A 20,630-nucleotide genomic window follows, 5' to 3' on the forward strand; every position below is an offset into this window, starting at 1 on the left:
ATAGAGATATCGAAATGATTGCAGCGTTTTCAAATCTGTCGAAAGATGTAAAGCAGTACATGCTGGTGACGTTTAACTATTGGAATTTTACTATCACCGATGGTGCGTTACGCATGCTGGTGGTACTGCATTTTCATCAGCTAGGCTATTCACCGCTCGAAATTGCATCACTATTTTTGTTCTATGAATTTTTTGGTGTAGTGACCAACCTTATTGGTGGTTGGCTTGGTGCGAAAGTCGGGTTAAACCGCACGATGAATATTGGACTTGCTATGCAGGTTATTGCCTTGGTCATGCTTGCCATTCCGACGGCTTATCTTACTGTTGCTTGGGTGATGCTGGCACAAGCGATGTCGGGTATAGCCAAAGACTTAAATAAAATGAGCGCTAAAAGTGCCATTAAAACTTTAGTTTCTAGCGATCAGCAAGGTGCATTGTATAAGTGGATTGCAATTCTAACGGGCTCAAAAAATGCGCTTAAAGGAGCCGGATTTTTTCTCGGTGGTTTATTGTTGGCGGCATTAGGTTTTCAAGGTTCTGTGTTGGTAATGGCTGCTGTGCTGGCGATTGTATTTTGCATGAGTTTGCTTTGGCTTGAGAAAGACATGGGGAAAGCCAAGAACAAGATAAAATTTAGTCAGATATTTTCAAAAAGTGAGAGTATCAATATCCTTTCTGCTGCTCGTATGTTTTTGTTTGGCGCTCGCGATGTGTGGTTTGTTGTCGCATTGCCTATTTACCTAGGACAAGTATTTGGCTGGGACCATGTAATGGTTGGTGGCTTTCTTGCTACTTGGGTTATTGCTTATGGTGTGGTTCAAGGTTTTGCTCCTCGGTTAACGGGTAAAGCGAAAGGTATTGTACCAGATGGACGAGCTGCGCTGGGCTGGGCTGCTTTGCTTGCTGTTATTACCGCAATCATAGCGCTTGGTGTACAGTTTAATTGGCAGCCAGAGCTGACTATTATCGTTGGCCTATTAATTTTTGGTGCAGTATTTGCGGTTAATTCTTCACTGCATTCATACTTGATTGTTAGTTATGCCAAAGATGACGGGGTATCGCTGGACGTTGGCTTTTATTACATGGCAAATGCGATGGGGCGTTTAATTGGTACCATTTTATCGGGTTGGATGTATCAAGAGTACGGGCTTGCTGCTTGCTTATGGGTCTCTTTTGTTTTCTTAGCCATAACAACGGTGATTTCTATTCGTTTACCTGCACACCCTAAGGTAGAAACCGCTTTATAACATCGCACGATGGCATCTTGAGGCAACTTGGGTATAAGTATTCATCAACACATTAATAACGATGTGTTGGTGAATTTTTTGCTTTCAGAATAACTAACTTCTACTATAGCCGCTTCAGTTTGTTGGGGAAGTAAAATGCGGGCTATTTGTTTTGATTTTGATGGCACTCTTGTCGATTCTGAAGTGTTCCATGCAGAAAATTGGTCTGGTTTTTTAAAGACATTAGATATCGACTTTTCAATGGGGGCATTTCTAGAGCAGTATGCTGGTGTAACATGGGATAAAGTAGCGATAGATCTTTTTACTCGCTTTTCCATTAGTATGCCTATAGAACACATGTTGCAACAAATGGAAGCAATAACAGAAAAAGCGCTAATGCTTGATAATATTCCGGCTAAGTTGGGTGTGAGTACATTACTGCATGAGCTCTCGGGAAAAGTGCCTTTAGCGGTCGTTACTGGTGCGCCACGTATCTATGTTGAAGGTATTTTACAACGTCATGGTTGGCTTGAATTATTTGATCACGTTTTTTGTGGCGAAGATGTTGCCTCTAACAAACCTGCCCCCGATATATACCAGCTAGCGTGTGCCACATTGGGTTTTAATCCTCATGAAGTCTTAGCGATTGAAGACAGTGTTACGGGTATAAAATCATCATTATCTGCTGGGTTAAAAACAGTACTAGTGAGCGATATTGATGTTATCGACTCTTCTATAGACACCTCAATACATGAGCAGCTTGCATTGGATTATTCTTTTGATTCAATGCATCAAGCACATCAAACGGTATTGAATTTAGTGACACGTTCAATTAAATACACTGAGTACTAGTTCACTGTTAGTTCAGTGGACGTAAAGCTCTGCAGGTAGTATATAAATAGAGTAAAATACTCAAGAATTTATTATACAGGCAATAAAGATGCAGAACGAAGAAATCATGACTGGCGATATGCTAGTGGAAATCGTTGAAAATCAATTAACTGATGGAAATCCAGTTAAGGTGAAAGAAACATTGATGCGCCTAGTAATGTCAGGCACGCCGCGTGAAGAAGCCGTTCAAATGATTGCTTGTGCATTATCTATCGAAGTTTTTGATGTGGCCAAAAATGAAGGTACATTTGATCTTAAGCGTTACAGTGAAAACTTAACGTCATTACCTGATATGCCTTGGGAATTTGAAGACTAAGGTTAATAAAAAGCTAAGCGTTGATATCAATCGATAGTCGTTTTGAAAGAAAGCCGCTTTTTGCGGTTTTTTTTATGCTATATCCCCCCTACCTTGCTGCACTTAAAGCTAAGTTTTGCTCTCCTTACAAGAACGTCAGAATATTTACTCACCTAAAATGATATAACGCCTCTAATGCTAAATGCACTGACTTTAACTGTGATATTTGTCACGGGTATAAAAGCTGCAGCCTCCGTTTTTGTGATCTTATTATCTTAAGTCTGCCTCTAACACTTTATTTGGTTGCGTTATTGTTAATTAAGTGTGCTTTCTTGTGCGATTTTGATCTGTGGCTTGCTTTAGTTTTTAATGAGCGGTAATTCATATAAATAGTGCTTTGTTCTATAGCTAATCCTTTAAATATGCCTTTAACACCTTGATATCACTTATATGCGAGGTGTTTTGTTAGTGTTTACACCTGCTTTTTGTTTTAGTTATGGTTTTAACCGCTACTTTAGGTGATAAAGTTAGTTAACTGGTCTGCTTTGGCTATTTATATTGAACTTATATAGTGTGACGAAGCTCAAGATCGGTTGATTATACTGATTTGGAATAAAATACCAGAGTCATTTGTTGAATATTGGTTAAAAAACGGTGACACATTCCACGAGGAATTCATTATTGTGTATATAACTCCTAAACAAGTCAGCAAGGAAAATTAAGATGATTATTGGTGTACCTAAGGAAATTAAAGTTCATGAGTACCGTGTAGGTATGGTTCCAGCTTCAGTAAACGAAGCTGTTTCTCATGGTCATACTGTATACGTGCAAACTCTGGCTGGCTCAGGTATTGGTTTCAGTGACCAAGATTACATCGACGCTGGTGCACAAATTTTACCAACTGCTGAAGCGGTATTTGCTGAAGCAGAAATGATTGTCAAAGTAAAAGAGCCTCAAGCAGTTGAACGCGCTATGCTGCGTGAAGGTCAAATTCTATTCACATACCTTCACTTGGCACCGGATCCAGAGCAAACTACAGATTTGGTAAACAGCAAAGCAGTATGTATTGCGTATGAAACAGTAACAGACGACAAAGGACGCTTACCCTTACTAGCACCAATGTCAGAAGTGGCAGGTCGTATGTCTATTCAAGCCGGTGCTTTCGCTCTAGAGAAATCTAAAGGCGGTAGCGGTATGCTTCTAGCTGGTGTACCAGGTGTTGAGCCTGCAAAAGTTGTTATCATCGGTGGTGGTGTTGTTGGTGCAAACGCTGCACAAATGGCTGTAGGCCTACGTGCTAACGTTGTTGTTCTTGACCGTAATATCGATGTATTACGTGATTTAGACGCGCAATTTGGTGGTACGGTTCAGTGTGTTTATTCAACGAAAGAAGCGATTGAAAAGCATGTACTAGCGGCAGACCTTGTTATCGGTGGTGTATTAGTAGTAGGTGCTGCTGCTCCGAAACTGGTTACAGCTGAAATGATTAAGAAAATGAAGCCGGGCTCTGCGATTGTAGACGTTGCAATCGACCAAGGTGGTTGTGTTGAGACATCTCACGCAACAACGCATAGCGATCCAACATATATCGTTGATGATGTTGTTCACTACTGTGTTGCTAACATGCCGGGTGCTGTTGCGCGTACATCAACATTCGCACTCAACAACGCAACGCTACCTTACATTCTTAAGCTAGCTGATAAGGGCTACAAAGCGGCGCTTCAAGATGATAAGCACCTACTAAACGGTCTAAACGTTTACCGTGGTCAAATCACTTGTGAGAGTGTTGCATCTGCATTAGACCTAGAGTTTGTTGCTGCAGATAAAGCGATTGCTTAAATAAAGTTACTTCAAACATTATGAAATCCCTACTTCGGTAGGGATTTTTTTTAGCTTCATTAGGTTATATATCCAAGCATCTTGAGATAACTTGGGTCTAACAAATAAACGAATGGTTTTATATCGTTATACTGCTTCTTTGTGAACCTATCCGGTTAATACAATCGTTAATCATTATTCTATGATCGTTATTGTTCATTACATTTGTTGTTATTTACTATTCTTGAATGCAACTCTCTTACCTTCAAGCGTTTGAATTATCTTTATAAATTAAAATTCATTACTATGTTTAGCACGTTGTTTATTGTCTTTATCTCGACATACGCAATAATAATGGATTTGTTATGGTGACTTGGGTATAGAACTTAATCACCTTTCTTTACGAGAAATATTACTATTAAATCAAAGAGATTAAGATGTGTAGTTATCTTAAGTGTAAATTATTTAGCTTTGATTGTTGAAACTATAATAATTAGGAAGGAGAGAGGGCGGTTTAATATATAAGTGGTTATTGTTATTAGGTTTATTCACATTGTAATGAATGAAAGTTGTATGTTTGAAATCAATCACTATTTGTTTTTTTAATGCATTATGGTCGAAATCAAATGACATCGACCATAATTTAAAAAGTATTAAGCATGTGCAAAGATAACACTACCATTTTTGATGGTATCAATGATTTTCTTCGATAATTTTTTAGGTAAAGCCGGGCAACCCCAACTGCGACCTAAGTAACCGTTTCGCTTTATAAAAGTCTCTGTCGCATAGTCAGCACCATGAATCACAATGTAGCGACGACGTGCATTATCATTGATGCCAGCAGTAAGTCCATCTAACTTTAGCGAGTAACCATTGCCACCGTTATAGGTCGTTGACGTCAGATATGTACCTAACGAGCTTTTTCTCGAATTAACAGTATTAGAGAAATTTTTCGCCATTTTACCACCGCTGTTTACACCATGAGAAACATACGTGCTGTACAGTAATGTATGGTTTTTTAAATCAATAACAAAGAATCTTTTTTCAGTTGAAGGCTTACTGTAATCAATGATCGTAAGTAGCGACTTCTTTTTTCCCTTAGTATTGGTGTATGCGTTAAATCCTTGTTTGAAAATTGCATAATCAATAACGCCTTCAAGCTTTGTCTTCTTGTAAACGTACTTTACTACAATATCAGCATTATTATTAGAATATGAACTACTTTTGACATTACTTGCAGATGCCTGAATAGGCAAATAAAAGAAAATCAAAATGCATAGGCAAATTGCTTTTTTCATTTTACTTACTGAACACTCTTTTTATTCTTTGTGTTAACGGGATGCAGACTTTAACATAAAAAATAATAAAGTTTAGTGCTTAAAGCGTAAAGGAATGTATATAATATTTTCACCACGTAAGCGTTGTTTGAGACGATGGCGTAATAATTAATTTAATAACAGGTGCTTATTTACTAAACATCGTTTAATTAGGCTTTAAACCCAAGGTTACAAAATTGAATATAAAGGTGAAACTAAGTTTCAGTCTCACATTATAAAGTATTGTTATTTATTAATAAAATTATCTGTATTTATCTAACAAAGTTAAAAATAGCCCGTTGAACTGTTTGACTAAAAAATGAGCACAATATCTCATTTTTTGTGAGGGATGAAACCCAATATGCAGTTGGTTTATATGTTTTGCCGATGATTGGTTGTTGATTGTTTGTTTTGTAAATGAAAGCGCAGATACTATCTGCGCTTCAAATTAATGATGTCGATTAGCTTAAATTGAGCAAACCGTTGCCCAGCTGCCATCGCCTCCAGGTGTTGAGCTTGTCCACCAGTTTGCTTGGTAGATTACGCCGTTGTGAATGATTTTGTCTCCTTGATTAGCGTGGCTAGGCTGACCGCCCGAATCTGTTTGTGGCCAGTTAGGGTAAGTGTTTATGCCTGTAATATTACAGTCGCCGCCATTACCACCACTTCCTGAGCCAATATCACCTAGCGGTAGATCTGGATATTCAAACTTGAGTGCATATTCTTTACCGTTAATGTTAACGGCATAATTAGCAGGTCCAGATATTGGGAGGTAATAAACCATATCCAGCTCGTACGTGCCGCCATTGGGTAAATTCTTCCAAGACGGTAGGGTAAAGGCAACACGGTGCATTTCACCTTGTAGTCCGCCAATGTTATTCGCAGCTGCGTGTCCTGATGCTATAACCGCTAAACCACCACCAGATTGATCGGTAGCGTTATCTGGCGCTGATGTTGGAATATCAAATTGGAATTCCGTTCCACCAGGAAGTTCAGATCCAGTGTTGTTCGTAAAGGTTAACTTAGGGTTGATAGGGTAGTTTTTGTCGCCCACCTTAAAGCCACTGATTGATACTGTAATATCGACGGCTTCTGTTGGTATCGGACCTGTTGCGACAGTATTTCCATACGGTGTAGCAGACTTAAACTTATCATAGATAGCTTTTGTCATTGTGTTACCCATATGGTATTCGCCGTTTCCGGTCTTACAGGCATTTTCTGTTGCATCAATACTGGTACGTTGGCCATTAGCATCGAGCACATAGCAGTTATAGTCACCTGCTAGCTCCCAGAACATGATGCCACCGATTTCTTTATCGACGATGTAATTAGCTTTAACGTTAATGGACTCTTTATCTTCAGTAGATAGGAATACTTTCTTCTCGGCATTCCATAACCAAGGCGCAACAGCCACTTCATCGTAATTGCGCGCGTAAGTACCCACAAGTGGATTACTCGATGGCGTGAGCCCATAAGCAGCCGTGTAAGTACCGTAAATGCCTTGTGCTAAGTTCATTGCATGCCACATTGGATTCGAGCCTGCGCCCATTTCATTACCGGCAGCCCCTTTGTCGTGCCACAAGTTATCAATGCCCATTGCACCATTGCCGCATTTATTTTTCTCGCCTTCACCTGTACCCGCTAAACATTCTGCTTGATTAGGCAGTGGTGCTTTACCCCAAAGCCCATTATTTCCGCCTGTGACACCTTGCCAACCACGCGTATAATATGGAACCCCAATATTAATGCGCCCTGCAGGCATTGAGCCTCGGAAGTAGTGATATGCCCAGTCAGTATTCAGGTAACCAATACCACCATAAGCTGCAGTGTCATAGACACTCCACATAGCAAGCTCTGAATCTTTACCTGTGTCGTAAAGGGCTGCGTTATGACCTACGTGTTCATTCCATGCACCGTGCAGATCATAAGACATGATATTGACATAATCGAGATACTTAGTGATCTCCATTGTTTCCATACCGCGTAACAAGTAGCCAGAAGATGGAGCTGCGATGGTTAGCATATAGTGAATGCCATCATTAGCACTGGCTTTATCTAATTTTTCACGCAGTACACGCATTAACTCATGGTATGAACGCATGAGGTAAGGGCGGCGAGCTTCGGCAAAAATTATATCGTCAGGATTACCAGCGCCCGACATACTGGTTGGGTATTCGTAATCGACATCGACACCATCGAACTTGTATTTACGAATCATTTCAACTGCAGACGTTGCAAATTTTTCGATACCAGCATGGTTTATGCTGCCATCAGCATTGGTTGTCATGGTGTAGAAGCCACCATCGGCAATACGATCACCGTTTGGACCAAAGTGACCACCTGTTTCAGCCCACCCACCGATTGAAATGAGCGTTTTAACATCATGCTTAGCCTTGGCTGTCGCGAGTGCACCAAAATGCCCTTTAAAACCTAACGTAGGATCAATTTCAACGTTGTTCCACTCCATACCCACTGCTGGGTTAGTCGGGTCGTTAACGTCTCCGATATTCACGTTGCCATCAGCACCAATACTCACAAAAGCATAGTTAATGTGAGTGAGTTGCTCCCAAGGGATGTCTTTTACAAGGTATGAGGTTTGCGCATCATCACCTGCGCGCCAACTTGTAAAGTAGCCAATCACACGGCGAGGATGATCTGCGCCCATGACTTCACGTCCATCTTCGTCATAAATACTACAGTAAGGTACGGTTACCCCCTCTGTTTGATATAGACCATCAGGGCGACAATTACCGGCAACAGGACCACCAGATACTGTAAGTTGACTAATCACAGAGTCAGAGGTGGCTCCTAAATCGTCAGTAGCACGAGCAAAAAAGCTGATGCTTCCAGACTGAGTCGCAGTGTATGTGAGAGTGTATGGTGACGTCGCGGCTGTACCAATTAATGCCCCATTGGCAAAGAAGTCGACTTTATCGATTGTGCCATCAGAATCGGCAGCAACTGAAGTCAGTGCGACTGTTGCACCAATGTCTACGCTATTGGTTGAGAGGGTTAGGTCTACTGTTGGTAATTCATTTCCACCTTGGGCAGCATCAACAGTAATAATGACAGCTGAGCTGGTTGTTTCAGCGCCTTTATCGTCGACTGCCTTCGCTGTTACGCTGTGTTGGCCTGGACTTGCCATCCATGACAAAGCAAAAGGGGCTGATGAATCAGAACCGATTAACGTGCCGTTAGTATAAAAATCGACGCGTACCACTGCGCCATCTGCATCTGCTGCATTGGCAGTAATCGAAACAGTATCACCTTCTGTAATAATATCAGAAGCTGATGGTGAGCTTAGCGAAACCGTTGGTGCTTCGTTGCCTATACCTCCATCGGTTTTACAGCTATCGAGTAAAGACCATTCTTGAGAGGCATTAGAGTGGGTAGATGGTGATTGCCCTTGAGTCCACCAATTTGCTTTATAAGCAATATTATTTTCTTGTACTTGCGCTCCTCCAGAATAGGAAGAGCTTGAGTTCCATTCTTCTATACTGCTGCAATCTATAGCTGCCTGCGCATTAAATGCAAGTAAACAAGAAACCGTGAGGGTACTGAGCGTAAATAAGGGTTTAGATATCGACCTTTGTTTCAAATGGTGCATGTCATCATCCTTAACACATTGTTTCATTGAATTGATAAAATCACGTTGACCAGAAAACTTCTGTTCTGAACAAAAACAACTATAGGGTTGATGACAAAATGCGCACAATCGTTTGTCTTGTTTTACATACCAAATCGCAAATAACTGTCGTTTTTATGTAACGGAAATGATCTTATTTTGCACCGAGAACTAATTTGAATGCCAATCTAAGCAAGAAAGATTTGTGGTATGTGTGAGGTTAGAGAGCATATTTAGATTGAAAATAAATACCTTTTATTCATTTCACTTGTGAATGGGTTGGTTTCGATGTATTTACAATGTTAAGGTTAATTGTGGTTGAATTGGCAAAAATGAAATTTAAAGAATGATTAATAGCAGGATAATGTTATAAATAAAGTGTGACATTGCTTCATAGAATGTGCCGATTTCCACGATTATATCGATATTTAGAAAAGAGTAAGAGTAAATGGATTTTTCTGTTGTAAGACAACCTGTTTTTAATCGTCAGCAAAATAAGGTTGCTTACCAAATAAGCTTTATGAATAAAACGCAGTTTTCTGACAAGTGTATTCCGATGTCTGTTTTTTCAGACAGATCTGATCCTCGTAAATTGAACGATTTATTGGTTCATGCAGGTCTCAATCAGTACTCAGACAATAAAGTGTTGATTATTACGTTTGAGAAAAATACATTTAAAAATATTATCGATTATTTCTTTTCTTCACGTGGCTTAGTTATTGAATTATCAAAACAAGAAGTCCTTGATACGGAGTTATTAGACTTAGTCCAAAAAGCATCTCGTAATAACTACTTTTTAATGATGGATGATCGTGTTCTTTATAACGGCTTTGAAAACTACCTGAAAAATATAAGCCATGTGAAGATATCGGTTACAAACAAAAAAAGATCACTAGTTGAATCATTGATCAATAAGGCAAAAAGATTCAATTTGCGTATTATTCTTGATGATATCTCTTCTTATGAAGAGTTTAAGCAGTACTCTTTGTGTAAGGTGGATTTTTTCAAAGGCGATGTGTTTTCAAAGCAAAATCTTGTTGAAGTTAGAACAAATACTTTGAATGAAGGTATTTTACTTAATGTATTTCAACATGTTATGACAGATAATTACTGTTACAAAGAGCTAACGAATATTTTTGAATCTGATATTAAATTAACGCATAAATTGATTTCTTTTCTGAATACGTCTTTGTATGGCAGACAGGGTACGATTGGTTCGATAAAGCAAGCTGTATGCTTTATGGGTGAGAATAATATGCGGAAGTTTATATCGTTATTAACGGCTCAAGAATTAACGCAAACAAGAACGACTGATATTTATACGAAAGCGGTCAGTCGGGCACGTTTTTGCGAGTTGGTTGCAATAAATACAGGTAAAAATAAAACATTTATCGATAGGGCTTTTTTGGTTGGACTATTTTCAAACCTTCCCGATATTTTAGGTTTAGATATTCAAGAAGCGTTAGATATGCTGAAGGTTAATGATGAAATTAAAAAAGCCTTATTAGGGCAAGAGTATGATCTTAAAAAATACCTGGAAAGTGTTATCGCCTTTGAGCAGGCTGATTGGCAGTTACTTTATAGTGTAACGGAAGGGAATGATATTTCGCCGGATTTGGTTGGGCGTTTGTATAATCAAATGATCCGTGAAGTACGCAATAACAGTTACTTACATTAATTATAATGAGCGGCTAAAAAGGCTTCGTTTATACAAAGCCTTTTGTATTCCCACTCTAATAAAATAGAAAAAAGAGCTTACTTCGCAATGCGCGCTTTAAAGTTAGCACGTGTTGCTTCATCTGCTTGGCTGTACCAGTAATCTAGCATTTGACCAGCTACCGTTGTTTTGTCGCCATTTTTATTTTGAAGTGCAGGGTAATCAGCAGGGTTAATCGTGGCTGGTAGTGTTACAGCGATTGCACCTGTTGCCATTGCATAGGCCGCTGGCTGAGATGATTGGTTGTAGACTGCCATCTCTTTTTCTAAATCACGACCAAACTGTACGCCATTTTTCATTAGCTTACCCTGCTCAAAATTCACAGAGCTATCTGATTTATTTTTTAGTTTTAGTGAAGGGTTGCGGTTAAACTTTTCACCCTCAAGGCTTGATGTGATTTTAGGTAGTGTTAATACATAATTAGCATCTTGACCGTCAAACGTCATGATAACGATATCTGACTTGAATAGATTGTAATCGCCATTTTCGCGGTAGTTTTGTTCAATGCGGAATGCGATTTGGTTTTTACCATCTTTCAAAGTAAGCGCAGCGTTACCTTCAGCATCAACACCGTTGACCAGTACAAGTTCAGCACTTTTAGGTAATTCAAGGTTTACGTCTGCTAATGTTGGAAAACTTAGTCCACAAGCTGTTAGAGCGATGATGGCGGTACGTAGTTTCATGTTTATTCCTTTCGAATTCTAATGACGAATTAAGATAAAGCGAATGTAAGTGTGACAAAGTATTACATTGTATACCCAGCGACCTTGAGTCTGAAGCCAGAAACCTGAATCTAAACTGAACCAGATGTACCCGTAATCAATTTATAGTGCCTTTTGATATCAATGCTGTACTAAATATCAGGTTTACATCATTTTTCGCTAATCTTGTTTATTTATTGTGCTAGCGTAACGTTCATCATAGTTAATAACTATACCCAGCTTCCACATAACATAGGATACAAGCATTATATGGACATAACGCTTCTACATGTTTGTCTGCTACTCATAACAGGCTTTTTAGCCGGTATTATCAATACACTGGCTGGTGGCGGTTCTAATTTAACCTTACCTGCACTAATGATCATGGGGATGCCTGCAGAAGTGGCAAATGCCACTAATCGGGTAGGGGTTGCTATGCAGGCGGTGACTGCTGTATCAGGGTTTAAACGTCATGGTAAGATGGATTCTGACGATATAATCCCTATTCTTATTCCTTCTGTTATCGGTGGCTTAATCGGAGCTGCTGCTGCTGCGTATATGCCAACTGAATACATAAAGCCCGTACTATTAGGTACAATGCTGACTATGGCGGCAGTGATGCTGGTGAAGCCTTCTTTTATTGCCCCAGAGCCAGGCACGCTAGTTAATAAAGTAAGGGATACTCCGAGTTCGTGGTGGGGGCTGGGTATTGCTGGTTTTTATGGTGGCTTTATTCAAGCTGGAGTGGGGTTTGTATTAATTGCAGCGTTAGCTGGCACATTACGTTATGACTTGGTAAGAGCAAATGCACTCAAAATGCTATGTACATTAGTATTTACTGTTGTCGCATTAGGGTTATTCATTGCTGAAGGATTAGTGATGTGGGTACCAGGGTTGATTTTGGCATTTGGTACTATGTTTGGTGCTCATATTGCCGTTAATATGGCGATTAAAGCACAACCAGCCACCCTCAAGTGGTTCTTATTTATAATGACCTTATGCGGTTGTATAGCGGCATTAATGTTTTAGAAACAAAAAAACCTGACAGAATCAGGCTTTTTGTTTAGCGTAGCAATGGTTGTTTGCTCGCTTTTATTTAACGTAGCAAGCAAAACCTTTCAGGTAGAAACCTTCAGGGTAAGCACTGTCTAGTGGGTGATCAGCTGCTTGGCCAAAACGTTCAATAAACTGTACTTCACGGTGCGCATCAAGGGCTGCATCTGCAACAATTTTTTGGAACAAACCGTTGTCCATCAAACCAGAACAAGAATATGTTAATAATATGCCGCCGGGATTAAGAATTTGCATCGCCAGCATGTTGATATCTTTATAACCACGACATGCACCTACCAGCTGTGATTTAGATTCAGCAAATTTAGGTGGATCCATGATAACAACATCAAAGAATTCGCCACGCTCACGGTATTCGCGCAGAAGTTTGAACACATCAGCATTTACGAATTCTGCGTTTTCAACAGGTAAACCGTTCGCTTCTGTGTTTAATCGTGCTGTGTCTAGCGCTGGTTGTGAAACATCAACGTTAACGACTTGGCTAGCACCACCTTTAAGAGCGTAAAGTCCGAAACCACCAGTGTAACAGAAGCAGTTTAGAACACGCTTACCATTCACATATTTAACGGCGGCTTGGCGGCTATCGCGTTGGTCTAGGTAGAAACCTGTTTTATGTCCACCGACGATATCAACATTGATTTTAATGCCGTTTTCTTCGATAGTCACAAACTTAGGTGGCTCTTCGCCTGAAAGAACACCTGTACGCTGTTTTAGGCCTTCTTTTTTACGAACTGCTACATCAGAACGTTCGTATACACTACATTCTGGGTAACAGATATTTAATGCTTCAACCAGTGCATCTTTCTGTTCTTCAGCGCCAGCACTTAGTAGCTGACAAACCAAAAAGTTTTGGTAACGGTCAATGGTGATACCTGGTAAACCATCAGATTCAGCGGCGATTAAACGGTAGCCTGTTAAACCGTCACGTGCTGCTAATACATCACGTAAAGCTTGTGCAGCTTTAAGGCGCTTAACAAAGAAATCGACGTTGATTACTTCTTTTTTATCGAATGTCCAAACACGAATACGAATTTGTGATTGTGGAGAATACGCACCACGTGCTAACCATTCGCCTTTGTTGTCGTAAATTTCAACAGTTTCACCCATTGAAGGTTTATTCCCTTCAATGCGATCGATACCGCGAGAGAAAACCCAAGGGTGGCGGCGACGAAGTGATTTTTCACGGCCTTTAACAAGATAAATAGAAGCAGTCATGACATGCCCAGTTAAGGAAATCGAATGGGGGCGTATTATGTTGCTGCTAATCATTAAAAGCAAATGAAAAAGCCGCCAAAATAGGCGGCTTGAGATAAACAGTTACAGTTTATTAAGCTTTAAGACCGCTCATCAAAGATTCAAGCACTTCTGCTTGTTGGTTGAGTCGATCAATCTCTGTACTTGATTGAGAAATCACGTTACAAACCTGACGTGACTGCTCGCGTACTTGCTCAACGCTAGAGGCAATATTATCTGCCACTGCACCTTGTTGTTCTGCGGCGGCAGCAATTTCTGTACTGCGATCAGATATCTGCTGATTACGTTCTGTAATTTGGCTGATTTCATTATCGACAGAATCCATTAACTGCTCACTTTGCTGAGCATTTTGAACGGTATTATGCATTACCGACATTAACTGCTGGCTGTTTTGCTGTAAGGATTCAATCATTTGTTGAATTTCAACGGTTGCACTTTGTGTGCGTCCTGCAAGGGTACGTACTTCATCAGCAACAACAGCAAAGCCACGACCTTGCTCACCAGCACGTGCCGCTTCAATTGCTGCGTTTAATGCTAATAGGTTCGTCTGTTGAGATATGCCATTAATTGTTGTGACAACATCGTTTATCTTTGTTGCATTATTGTCGAGTTCAGAGACAGCACTCGCTGCTAAATTAATTTCACTCGAAAGCGTAGAAATGGCCGATTTTGTTTCACCCACTTGTGTGCGACCAAGCTCAGACATTTCTTGTGCTTCTCGGGTTTGATCCGATGTTTGATGAGCGTGAGTAGCCACTTCACGGATTGATGTCGCCATTTCTTCTGTTGCGCTGGCTAATGAATCTAAATGTTGCTGCTGGCTTGCTGAAAGGTTTTCACTTTGATGGCTACGTTGACGCAGGTCACTACTAATTTGCTGCATCATTGCTGTTGCTTCTTGTGTGGCTTGAACCAATTTTTGTTCACGATCAGCTACGCGGTCTATGGTAATGGCAATGGTGCTGAACTCGTCGCGTACTTGAAAGAAGTTCATACGCTGTGTTAAGTCGCCATCGGCCAAATTAGCGAGGGCTCTGTTCATGGTGAACATCGCGCCACCGATGAATGTCATTATGAAATAGACACAGGCTAATACAACAACAAGCAGCAGAATCGTAAAGCTGATTTGTGTGGTAGACAGGTAGCTATAAATACTGGACGGATCAATCGCTGATATTACATAGTTCATGTTAGAAACGGTTGAAGAAATTTCACCATTCCCAATTTTTAATCCACTATTAGCAAGTAATGAGACAGCATCTGATTGGCTAACATTGTATTTTGATAATAATGCTGTTGCTGTATTGAGTTGGTTTGTCGTGATTTCAATACGTTGTTCATTAGCTGCATCGACTAAAATGGCACTAACACTGATAATAGCAATTAAAGGCAGAAGAAATAAAAGATAAAACTTTTCTTGTATCTTTAAATGAATGAGGTACTTATCAATCCATCGAAACGCGACTTCTTTCATATTGGTGTCCTGATTAACGAAGAATACGACTGTCTAATGACAATTTACTATATAAGTCGTTATCGGTTGGTTTATAAAATCCTTGAGGTGATATATGTCACAGATTTGCGTAAAGGCAAGCGTTAAAGGAATAGTTCAAGGGGTTGGGTTCAGATTTCATACCGCTCATGAAGGTTTACAAGGTGGTTTGAGTGGTTATGCGATGAACCTACCAGATGGAAGCGTTGAAGTGCTAGCGTGTGGAAGTGAAGCTAACGTGAATAAGTTGCTGGCTTGGTTAGAAAGTGGGCCTAAAACGTCAAGGGTTGACAATATCGACGCTGAAATCATTGAATGGCGACATATTGATGGATTCGAAATCAAATAACATGGTTTTTATAGATTAAACAAATAGTGCGAGTGGAAATTAAGAGGGTGGAATAAAAGAAACAACAGGGCTGATTGAATAACTTAGCGCCCTGTTTTTAGTGTTTATTCATGTATCCAGCAAAGGTGTTAGATACATTTTACGGGTTTTGGTAAGCCAGCAAGTTTTGTTGCTTGCTTCGCTGGCCCTTTGATAAAGAGCTTGTAAAGATAACGAGAGCTACCTTTTTCTTCACCGTATTTTTTCGCCATTGCTTTTACAAGCATACGAATAGCGGGTGAAGTGTTAAATTCTAAATAAAATTCTCTTACAAAGAGAATCACTTCCCAATGTGCCTCAGATAATTCAATACCTTCATCTTGAGCGAGAAGGGGAACAATATCTCTCGACCAATCATCAACGTTCTTAAGGTAACCCTGAGCGTCGGTTTCTATTTGTTTGCCATTAAGTTCAAGCATGGTGCGCCTCGGTATTCGGATCGCAGAAAGGATAGTGATTCGAACACGGTGCTGCAAGTAGAAATGAAAAAATCATGTAAATTGCAGGCAATAAAAAAGCGTCCATTTCGGACGCTTTCTATCATCTATTTAACGATTCACTAATAAGAAGTGATTAATCGTTGTTACCCATGATACCTAAGATTTGTAGCAAGCTTAGGAATAGGTTGTAGATAGAGACATACAATGTAACAGTTGCAGAGATGTAGTTTGTTTCACCACCACGGATGATTGACTGCGTAGTAAGCAGAATCGCCGCTGAAGAGAACAGAACAAACATACCGCTGATTGCTAATGAAAGCATTGGTATTTGTAGGAAGATGTTTGCAACAACCGCAACAATAATCGCAACAAAACCAGCCATTAACATACCATTCAAGAATGATAGATCACGCTTAGTTGTTAGTGCATATGCAGAACAAGCCATAAATGTAAGAGCTGTACCGCCTAGAGCAGGAACAATTGCGTGCCCCATACCAGCGCCAATGTACATGTTCAGAATTGGCCCAAGGGTATAACCCATGAAACCCGTTAATGCGAATGTAAATACGATACCAAGGCTACTGTCTTTGTTCTTTTCAGTTAAAAACATTAGACCGTAGAAACCAACCAACGTAATGATGATTCCTGGATAAGGCAGGTTCATTGCCATAGCGGTACCAGCGATAACCGCAGACCAAAGCAATGTTAGAGAAAGTAGGAAGTACGTGTTTCTTAAAACCTTATTGGTTGAAAGTACGCTATCGTAAGATCCAGTACGATTCACTATACGATCGTTCATAAGTGTCCCCTTAGGGTTAGTTATGTGATATTTGTTAAGACATATATGAGGGCAAACGTTCATAATTGCAAGCTATTAACTTGTAATAAAACCATTTACTGACCAAACACATCCTATCTAAGTTCTTGAGTCGAATGATACTTAACAATTCATTATCTTTTTTGGTAAAAATGTAAATAAATATTTCAGTGTCATTCGTACGATAAATTCGTATGAGGTTATAAATCCTCAAGCTGCACATTGTAACACTCATCGAGTGATTACGAATAAACCCTTTCGCTATGCAGATATTTTCTATATGCAAACTGTTCAGCTTTATTCGTAGATTACATCATGCAGCAAAACAGAAGCTGAATAAAGCTTCGCTTTTAGTGCTCGATTAAATTTAATGCAGTATTTGGCTTAAGAATAACTGCGTACGGTCAGATTGTGGGTTGTCGAAGAAATCATGAGGATTGTTTTCTTCTATGATCTCACCACGGTCCATAAAGATAACGCGATCGGCAACCTGACGGGCAAACCCCATTTCGTGCGTTACGCATATCATGGTCATACCTTCATGAGCCAATTCAACCATAACATCTAACACCTCGCGTACCATTTCGGGGTCTAGCGCTGAAGTTGGTTCATCAAAGAGCATGATTTGCGGGTTCATGCATAGCGAACGTGCAATCGCGACACGTTGCTGCTGCCCACCAGAAAGTTGACCAGGGTACTTATCTGCTTGGTCGGGTATTTTAACGCGTTCAAGGTAATTCATCGCTAATGCTTCAGCTTCTTTCTGAGGCATTTTCTTCACCCAAATAGGCGCAAGGGTACAATTCTCTAATACGGTAAGGTGGGGGAATAGGTTGAAGTGCTGAAAACACATACCGACCTCTTTACGCACTAATTCGATATTTTTAAGGTCATCGGTTAGTTCGTTACCAGCAACAACTATCTGACCTTTCTGATGTTCTTCTAAGCGGTTAATACAGCGAATCAAGGTTGATTTGCCTGAGCCAGAAGGACCACAAATAACGATTTTTTCACCTTTAGTTACGGTTAGGTTGATGTCTTTTAGTACGTGAAATTGCCCATACCATTTATTAACGTTAGATAGCTCAATCATTGTATCGGTCATAATAGATTGATCCGACTTTGTTGTTTCGTCCAAAGTGGCTTCACCACCAGAAAGGTTACTACTTGCAATCAACGTACTGCTTGTCATAGTGCTATCCTTGCTTATCGTTTATGACCTGTGTGCAATTTATTTTCTAAAAAAATGCTGTAACGAGACATACTGAAACAGAAAGTCCAAAAAACGAGCGCGACAAAAACATAACTTTCTGTCGAAAAGCCTAACCATTCGGGGTCGCTGTTAGCGGCTTGGCCAATACCTAACACATCGAACATACCGATGATCAATACAAGGCTGGTGTCTTTAAATAGACCAATAAAGGTGTTCACAATTGAAGGGATGGTAATCTTTAAGGCTTGCGGCAACACAATCAGGTACATGCTTTTCCAATAAGAGAGCCCCAGCGCATCTGCCGCTTCGTATTGACCTCTAGGTATTGCTTGCAACCCACCCCGTATAACTTCTGCCATATAGGCGGCGCTAAATAACACCACGCCGATTAATGCCCGAAAAAGCTTATCCATTTCCATTTCTGAGGTTAAAAATAATGGCAGTAGTACAGAAGCCATGAATAATACGGTAATAAGGGGGACACCACGCCATATCTCGATATAAACGGTACATATGCTACGTATTATTGGCATTTCAGAACGTCGACCAAGGGCGAGTGCTACTCCAATAGGCAGTGAAACCACAATGCCTACAATCGCTATAACCAGTGTGACGAGCAAACCACCCCATAAGTGGGTATCAACAACTTCTAAGCCAAATACACCGCCGTACAACAAGAAGCCAGCAAAGAAAGGATAAACATTAACAAAGAATAACCAAATCCATTTTCTACCCGGTGTTTTTTCAATCACAAGTAATGAAATGAAAATTGCGAGCGTAAAATAAAACAGCTTTGGTCGCCAAAGTTGGTCGGCAGGGTAGAATCCGAACATGAATTGATCAAAACGGACATTAATAAATACCCAACATGCTCCATCACTAGAACATGCATCACGTGTATCTCCAATCCAATCGGCGTTTATAAATGCCCATTGGATAACAGCCCATAATCCCGTTATTGCAAAATAAGCGAGGAAAAGGGTTACGATAGAATTTGTTATCGATGAAAATAAGTGCTGACGAGCCCATCCAATAATACCGACAGTATTTGCTGGTGGTGGTAAGTCAGGCTGAAAATTATGATGACTCATTATATTACCTCTCCACCAAAGCGACTTTCTTGTTGTACATATTCATAAAGAATGACGTAATTAAGCTTAAACTTAGGTAAACCCCCATAGTCATAGCAATAATTTCAATGGCTTGACCTGTTTGGTTCAACGTTGTGCCAGCAAAAACAGAGACGAGGTCGGGATAACCGATAGCCATCGCTAATGAAGAATTTTTGGTAAGGTTTAAATATTGGCTAGTAAGAGGTGGAATAATGATTCGCATTGCTTGAGGAATAACGACCAAGCGCAACGTTTTACTTCGTGGTAAACCTAAAGCAAGTGATGCCTCTGTTTGCCCATGATTGACGGCATTAATACCTGAACGCACAATTTCAGCAATGAAAGAGGCGGTATAGATGCTAAGTGCAACAAGCAAAGCAGCTAGTTCCGGTAAAATCGAGATACCACCACGAAAATTAAACCCTTTTAGTTCTGGATATTCAATCGATACAGGCATACCTGCTGCGAAAAAAGCAATAAGAGGTAAACCAATTACCATGCCTATGGTTGTGAGTAATATGGGCGATTGCTCCCCTGTATCTTGCTGTTTTTTATGTGATCTAATGGCATATATAATGGATAGCACAATCGCTAAAGCTAATGCAGAAAATATCCAACCTGAACCATCGTTAAAGACAGGGCCGGCAAGATAAAGCCCACGTACATTAATAAAAAGGCTTTCGCCTATGCTTAGGCTCTGACGCGGTGACGGTAGTGCTTGAAGTACTGCAAAGTACCAAAAGAAAATTTGTAATAAGAGGGGGATATTACGAAATATTTCGATATAAAGTGCCGCAAAGCGACTGATTAACCAGTTTGAAGAAAGACGTGCAATACCAACGGTGAAGCCGATAATTGTCGCTAAAAAAATACCTAAAACAGACACTAACGCTGTATTTAGTAAGCCGACAAAAAAGGTACGACCATAAGTATATGTTTCATCGTAATCGATCAGTGTTAAGCCAATACCAAAACCAGCTTCTTGGTGGAGAAATCCAAATCCTGTTGCAATACCACGTGCATCAAGATTTTCCAGTGCGTTATTTATGACGTTGTAAAAAAAGAAAAGTAAGCCCAATACCGCGATTAGTTGAAAAACAATGGCGCGAAAAGTGGGGTTATAAAAAAGATTTTGTTTCTTAGGTGGACTTGCTACATCCGATGTATTTAACGCTTTTGCTGTTTTAGGAGCCATACAACAACCTCAGTTCCTATTGAGATGTTGGGAGGCAGCAATAATGCCACTGCCTCCGT

The 20,630-nt window shown here is 40.1% G+C and carries 17 protein-coding genes; 7 read left to right on the plus strand and 10 right to left on the minus strand.

The features are described from left to right. Positions 1-14 precede the first annotated feature (14 nt). The 4 genes from arsJ (at position 15) to ald (ending at position 4,251) form a co-directional block, all read left to right on the plus strand. Complete coding sequence (gene arsJ, locus C9J12_RS07750) at positions 15-1,247, plus strand: organoarsenical effux MFS transporter ArsJ (RefSeq protein WP_107242345.1); 1,233 nt, start codon at positions 15-17, stop codon at positions 1,245-1,247. A 135-nt stretch (positions 1,248-1,382) separates the two neighbouring features. Further along, positions 1,383-2,078, plus strand: a complete 696-nt coding sequence (locus tag C9J12_RS07755) for an HAD family hydrolase (protein WP_107242176.1) — start codon at positions 1,383-1,385, stop codon at positions 2,076-2,078. Positions 2,079-2,166: 88 nt separating this feature from the next. Continuing rightward, entirely contained in the window at positions 2,167-2,433 is a 267-nt protein-coding gene (locus C9J12_RS07760; protein ID WP_107242177.1) for a hypothetical protein, read from the plus strand. Positions 2,434-3,135: 702 nt separating this feature from the next. Continuing rightward, a complete protein-coding gene (gene ald / locus C9J12_RS07765) occupies positions 3,136-4,251 on the plus strand; it encodes an alanine dehydrogenase (RefSeq protein WP_006232307.1) in 1,116 nt (371 codons plus the stop codon). 632 nt (positions 4,252-4,883) lie between these two features. Here the strand turns inward: ald and C9J12_RS07770 are convergent. Beyond that, positions 4,884-5,528, minus strand: coding sequence for a murein L,D-transpeptidase catalytic domain family protein (locus C9J12_RS07770; protein ID WP_193944650.1), 645 nt, complete (start codon positions 5,526-5,528; stop codon positions 4,884-4,886). 484 nt (positions 5,529-6,012) lie between these two features. After that, positions 6,013-9,153 (minus strand): chitinase C-terminal domain-containing protein, encoded by a 3,141-nt coding sequence (locus C9J12_RS07775; protein ID WP_107242178.1) that lies wholly within the window; start codon positions 9,151-9,153, stop codon positions 6,013-6,015. A gap of 466 nt (positions 9,154-9,619) precedes the next feature. Between C9J12_RS07775 and C9J12_RS07780 the strand changes: the two genes are divergently transcribed. Further along, positions 9,620-10,849 (plus strand): EAL and HDOD domain-containing protein, encoded by a 1,230-nt coding sequence (locus tag C9J12_RS07780; RefSeq protein WP_107242179.1) that lies wholly within the window; start codon positions 9,620-9,622, stop codon positions 10,847-10,849. 77 nt (positions 10,850-10,926) lie between these two features. On the opposite strand, the gene C9J12_RS07785 is transcribed toward C9J12_RS07780, so the two are convergent. After that, positions 10,927-11,571 (minus strand): DUF2057 domain-containing protein, encoded by a 645-nt coding sequence (locus tag C9J12_RS07785; RefSeq protein ID WP_107242180.1) that lies wholly within the window; start codon positions 11,569-11,571, stop codon positions 10,927-10,929. Positions 11,572-11,859: 288 nt separating this feature from the next. On the opposite strand from C9J12_RS07785, the gene C9J12_RS07790 reads away from it, so the two are divergent. Continuing rightward, positions 11,860-12,618: a sulfite exporter TauE/SafE family protein gene (locus C9J12_RS07790; RefSeq protein ID WP_107242181.1), complete on the plus strand. Its 759-nt coding sequence runs from the start codon at positions 11,860-11,862 to the stop codon at positions 12,616-12,618. A gap of 63 nt (positions 12,619-12,681) precedes the next feature. Here C9J12_RS07790 and C9J12_RS07795 read toward each other — a convergent pair whose 3' ends face one another. Both C9J12_RS07795 and C9J12_RS07800 read right to left on the minus strand, forming a co-directional pair. Beyond that, on the minus strand, positions 12,682-13,875 hold the full coding sequence (locus C9J12_RS07795) for a class I SAM-dependent methyltransferase (protein WP_107242182.1): 1,194 nt from the start codon (positions 13,873-13,875) through the stop codon (positions 12,682-12,684). Positions 13,876-13,987: 112 nt separating this feature from the next. Then, on the minus strand, positions 13,988-15,388 hold the full coding sequence (locus C9J12_RS07800) for a methyl-accepting chemotaxis protein (protein WP_107242183.1): 1,401 nt from the start codon (positions 15,386-15,388) through the stop codon (positions 13,988-13,990). A 94-nt stretch (positions 15,389-15,482) separates the two neighbouring features. Here C9J12_RS07800 and yccX point away from each other — a divergent pair, with 94 nt between their 5' ends. Beyond that, the gene (yccX, locus tag C9J12_RS07805) at positions 15,483-15,755 is read left to right on the plus strand and encodes an acylphosphatase (protein ID WP_011218879.1); all 273 of its coding nucleotides are present in this window, start codon (positions 15,483-15,485) and stop codon (positions 15,753-15,755) included. A gap of 128 nt (positions 15,756-15,883) precedes the next feature. Here the strand turns inward: yccX and C9J12_RS07810 are convergent, their stop codons facing one another. From C9J12_RS07810 to C9J12_RS07830, 5 genes are all read right to left on the minus strand, one after another. Beyond that, the gene (locus C9J12_RS07810) at positions 15,884-16,213 is read right to left on the minus strand and encodes a TusE/DsrC/DsvC family sulfur relay protein (protein WP_107242184.1); all 330 of its coding nucleotides are present in this window, start codon (positions 16,211-16,213) and stop codon (positions 15,884-15,886) included. Positions 16,214-16,367: 154 nt separating this feature from the next. Next, positions 16,368-17,033, minus strand: coding sequence for a Bax inhibitor-1/YccA family protein (locus C9J12_RS07815; protein WP_011218877.1), 666 nt, complete (start codon positions 17,031-17,033; stop codon positions 16,368-16,370). 385 nt (positions 17,034-17,418) lie between these two features. Then, positions 17,419-18,156, minus strand: a complete 738-nt coding sequence (locus C9J12_RS07820; RefSeq protein ID WP_407675674.1) for an amino acid ABC transporter ATP-binding protein — start codon at positions 18,154-18,156, stop codon at positions 17,419-17,421. A 101-nt stretch (positions 18,157-18,257) separates the two neighbouring features. Beyond that, the gene (locus C9J12_RS07825) at positions 18,258-19,355 is read right to left on the minus strand and encodes an amino acid ABC transporter permease (protein WP_107242185.1); all 1,098 of its coding nucleotides are present in this window, start codon (positions 19,353-19,355) and stop codon (positions 18,258-18,260) included. A gap of 4 nt (positions 19,356-19,359) precedes the next feature. Next, a complete protein-coding gene (locus tag C9J12_RS07830) occupies positions 19,360-20,571 on the minus strand; it encodes an amino acid ABC transporter permease (RefSeq protein WP_107242186.1) in 1,212 nt (403 codons plus the stop codon). Between the last annotated feature and the right edge of the window lie 59 nt (positions 20,572-20,630).

Origin of the sequence: Photobacterium frigidiphilum (assembly GCF_003025615.1) — a bacterium.
GTDB lineage: Bacteria > Pseudomonadota > Gammaproteobacteria > Enterobacterales > Vibrionaceae > Photobacterium > Photobacterium frigidiphilum.

What these genes read in the sequence shown, in the direction of transcription:
- yccX (WP_011218879.1), top strand. Translation starts at nt 15,483, where the DNA reads ATGTCACAGATTTGCGTAAAGGCAAGCGTTAAAGGAATAGTTCAAGGG.
- C9J12_RS07780 (WP_107242179.1), top strand. Translation starts at nt 9,620, where the DNA reads ATGGATTTTTCTGTTGTAAGACAACCTGTTTTTAATCGTCAGCAAAAT.
- C9J12_RS07825 (WP_107242185.1), bottom strand. Translation starts at nt 19,355, where the DNA reads ATGAGTCATCATAATTTTCAGCCTGACTTACCACCACCAGCAAATACT.
- C9J12_RS07775 (WP_107242178.1), bottom strand. Translation starts at nt 9,153, where the DNA reads ATGCACCATTTGAAACAAAGGTCGATATCTAAACCCTTATTTACGCTC.
- C9J12_RS07810 (WP_107242184.1), bottom strand. Translation starts at nt 16,213, where the DNA reads ATGCTTGAACTTAATGGCAAACAAATAGAAACCGACGCTCAGGGTTAC.
- C9J12_RS07800 (WP_107242183.1), bottom strand. Translation starts at nt 15,388, where the DNA reads ATGAAAGAAGTCGCGTTTCGATGGATTGATAAGTACCTCATTCATTTA.
- C9J12_RS07760 (WP_107242177.1), top strand. Translation starts at nt 2,167, where the DNA reads ATGCAGAACGAAGAAATCATGACTGGCGATATGCTAGTGGAAATCGTT.
- C9J12_RS07820 (WP_407675674.1), bottom strand. Translation starts at nt 18,156, where the DNA reads ATGACCGATACAATGATTGAGCTATCTAACGTTAATAAATGGTATGGG.
- C9J12_RS07830 (WP_107242186.1), bottom strand. Translation starts at nt 20,571, where the DNA reads ATGGCTCCTAAAACAGCAAAAGCGTTAAATACATCGGATGTAGCAAGT.
- C9J12_RS07795 (WP_107242182.1), bottom strand. Translation starts at nt 13,875, where the DNA reads ATGACTGCTTCTATTTATCTTGTTAAAGGCCGTGAAAAATCACTTCGT.
- ald (WP_006232307.1), top strand. Translation starts at nt 3,136, where the DNA reads ATGATTATTGGTGTACCTAAGGAAATTAAAGTTCATGAGTACCGTGTA.
- arsJ (WP_107242345.1), top strand. Translation starts at nt 15, where the DNA reads ATGATTGCAGCGTTTTCAAATCTGTCGAAAGATGTAAAGCAGTACATG.
- C9J12_RS07785 (WP_107242180.1), bottom strand. Translation starts at nt 11,571, where the DNA reads ATGAAACTACGTACCGCCATCATCGCTCTAACAGCTTGTGGACTAAGT.
- C9J12_RS07755 (WP_107242176.1), top strand. Translation starts at nt 1,383, where the DNA reads ATGCGGGCTATTTGTTTTGATTTTGATGGCACTCTTGTCGATTCTGAA.
- C9J12_RS07815 (WP_011218877.1), bottom strand. Translation starts at nt 17,033, where the DNA reads ATGAACGATCGTATAGTGAATCGTACTGGATCTTACGATAGCGTACTT.
- C9J12_RS07770 (WP_193944650.1), bottom strand. Translation starts at nt 5,528, where the DNA reads ATGAAAAAAGCAATTTGCCTATGCATTTTGATTTTCTTTTATTTGCCT.
- C9J12_RS07790 (WP_107242181.1), top strand. Translation starts at nt 11,860, where the DNA reads ATGGACATAACGCTTCTACATGTTTGTCTGCTACTCATAACAGGCTTT.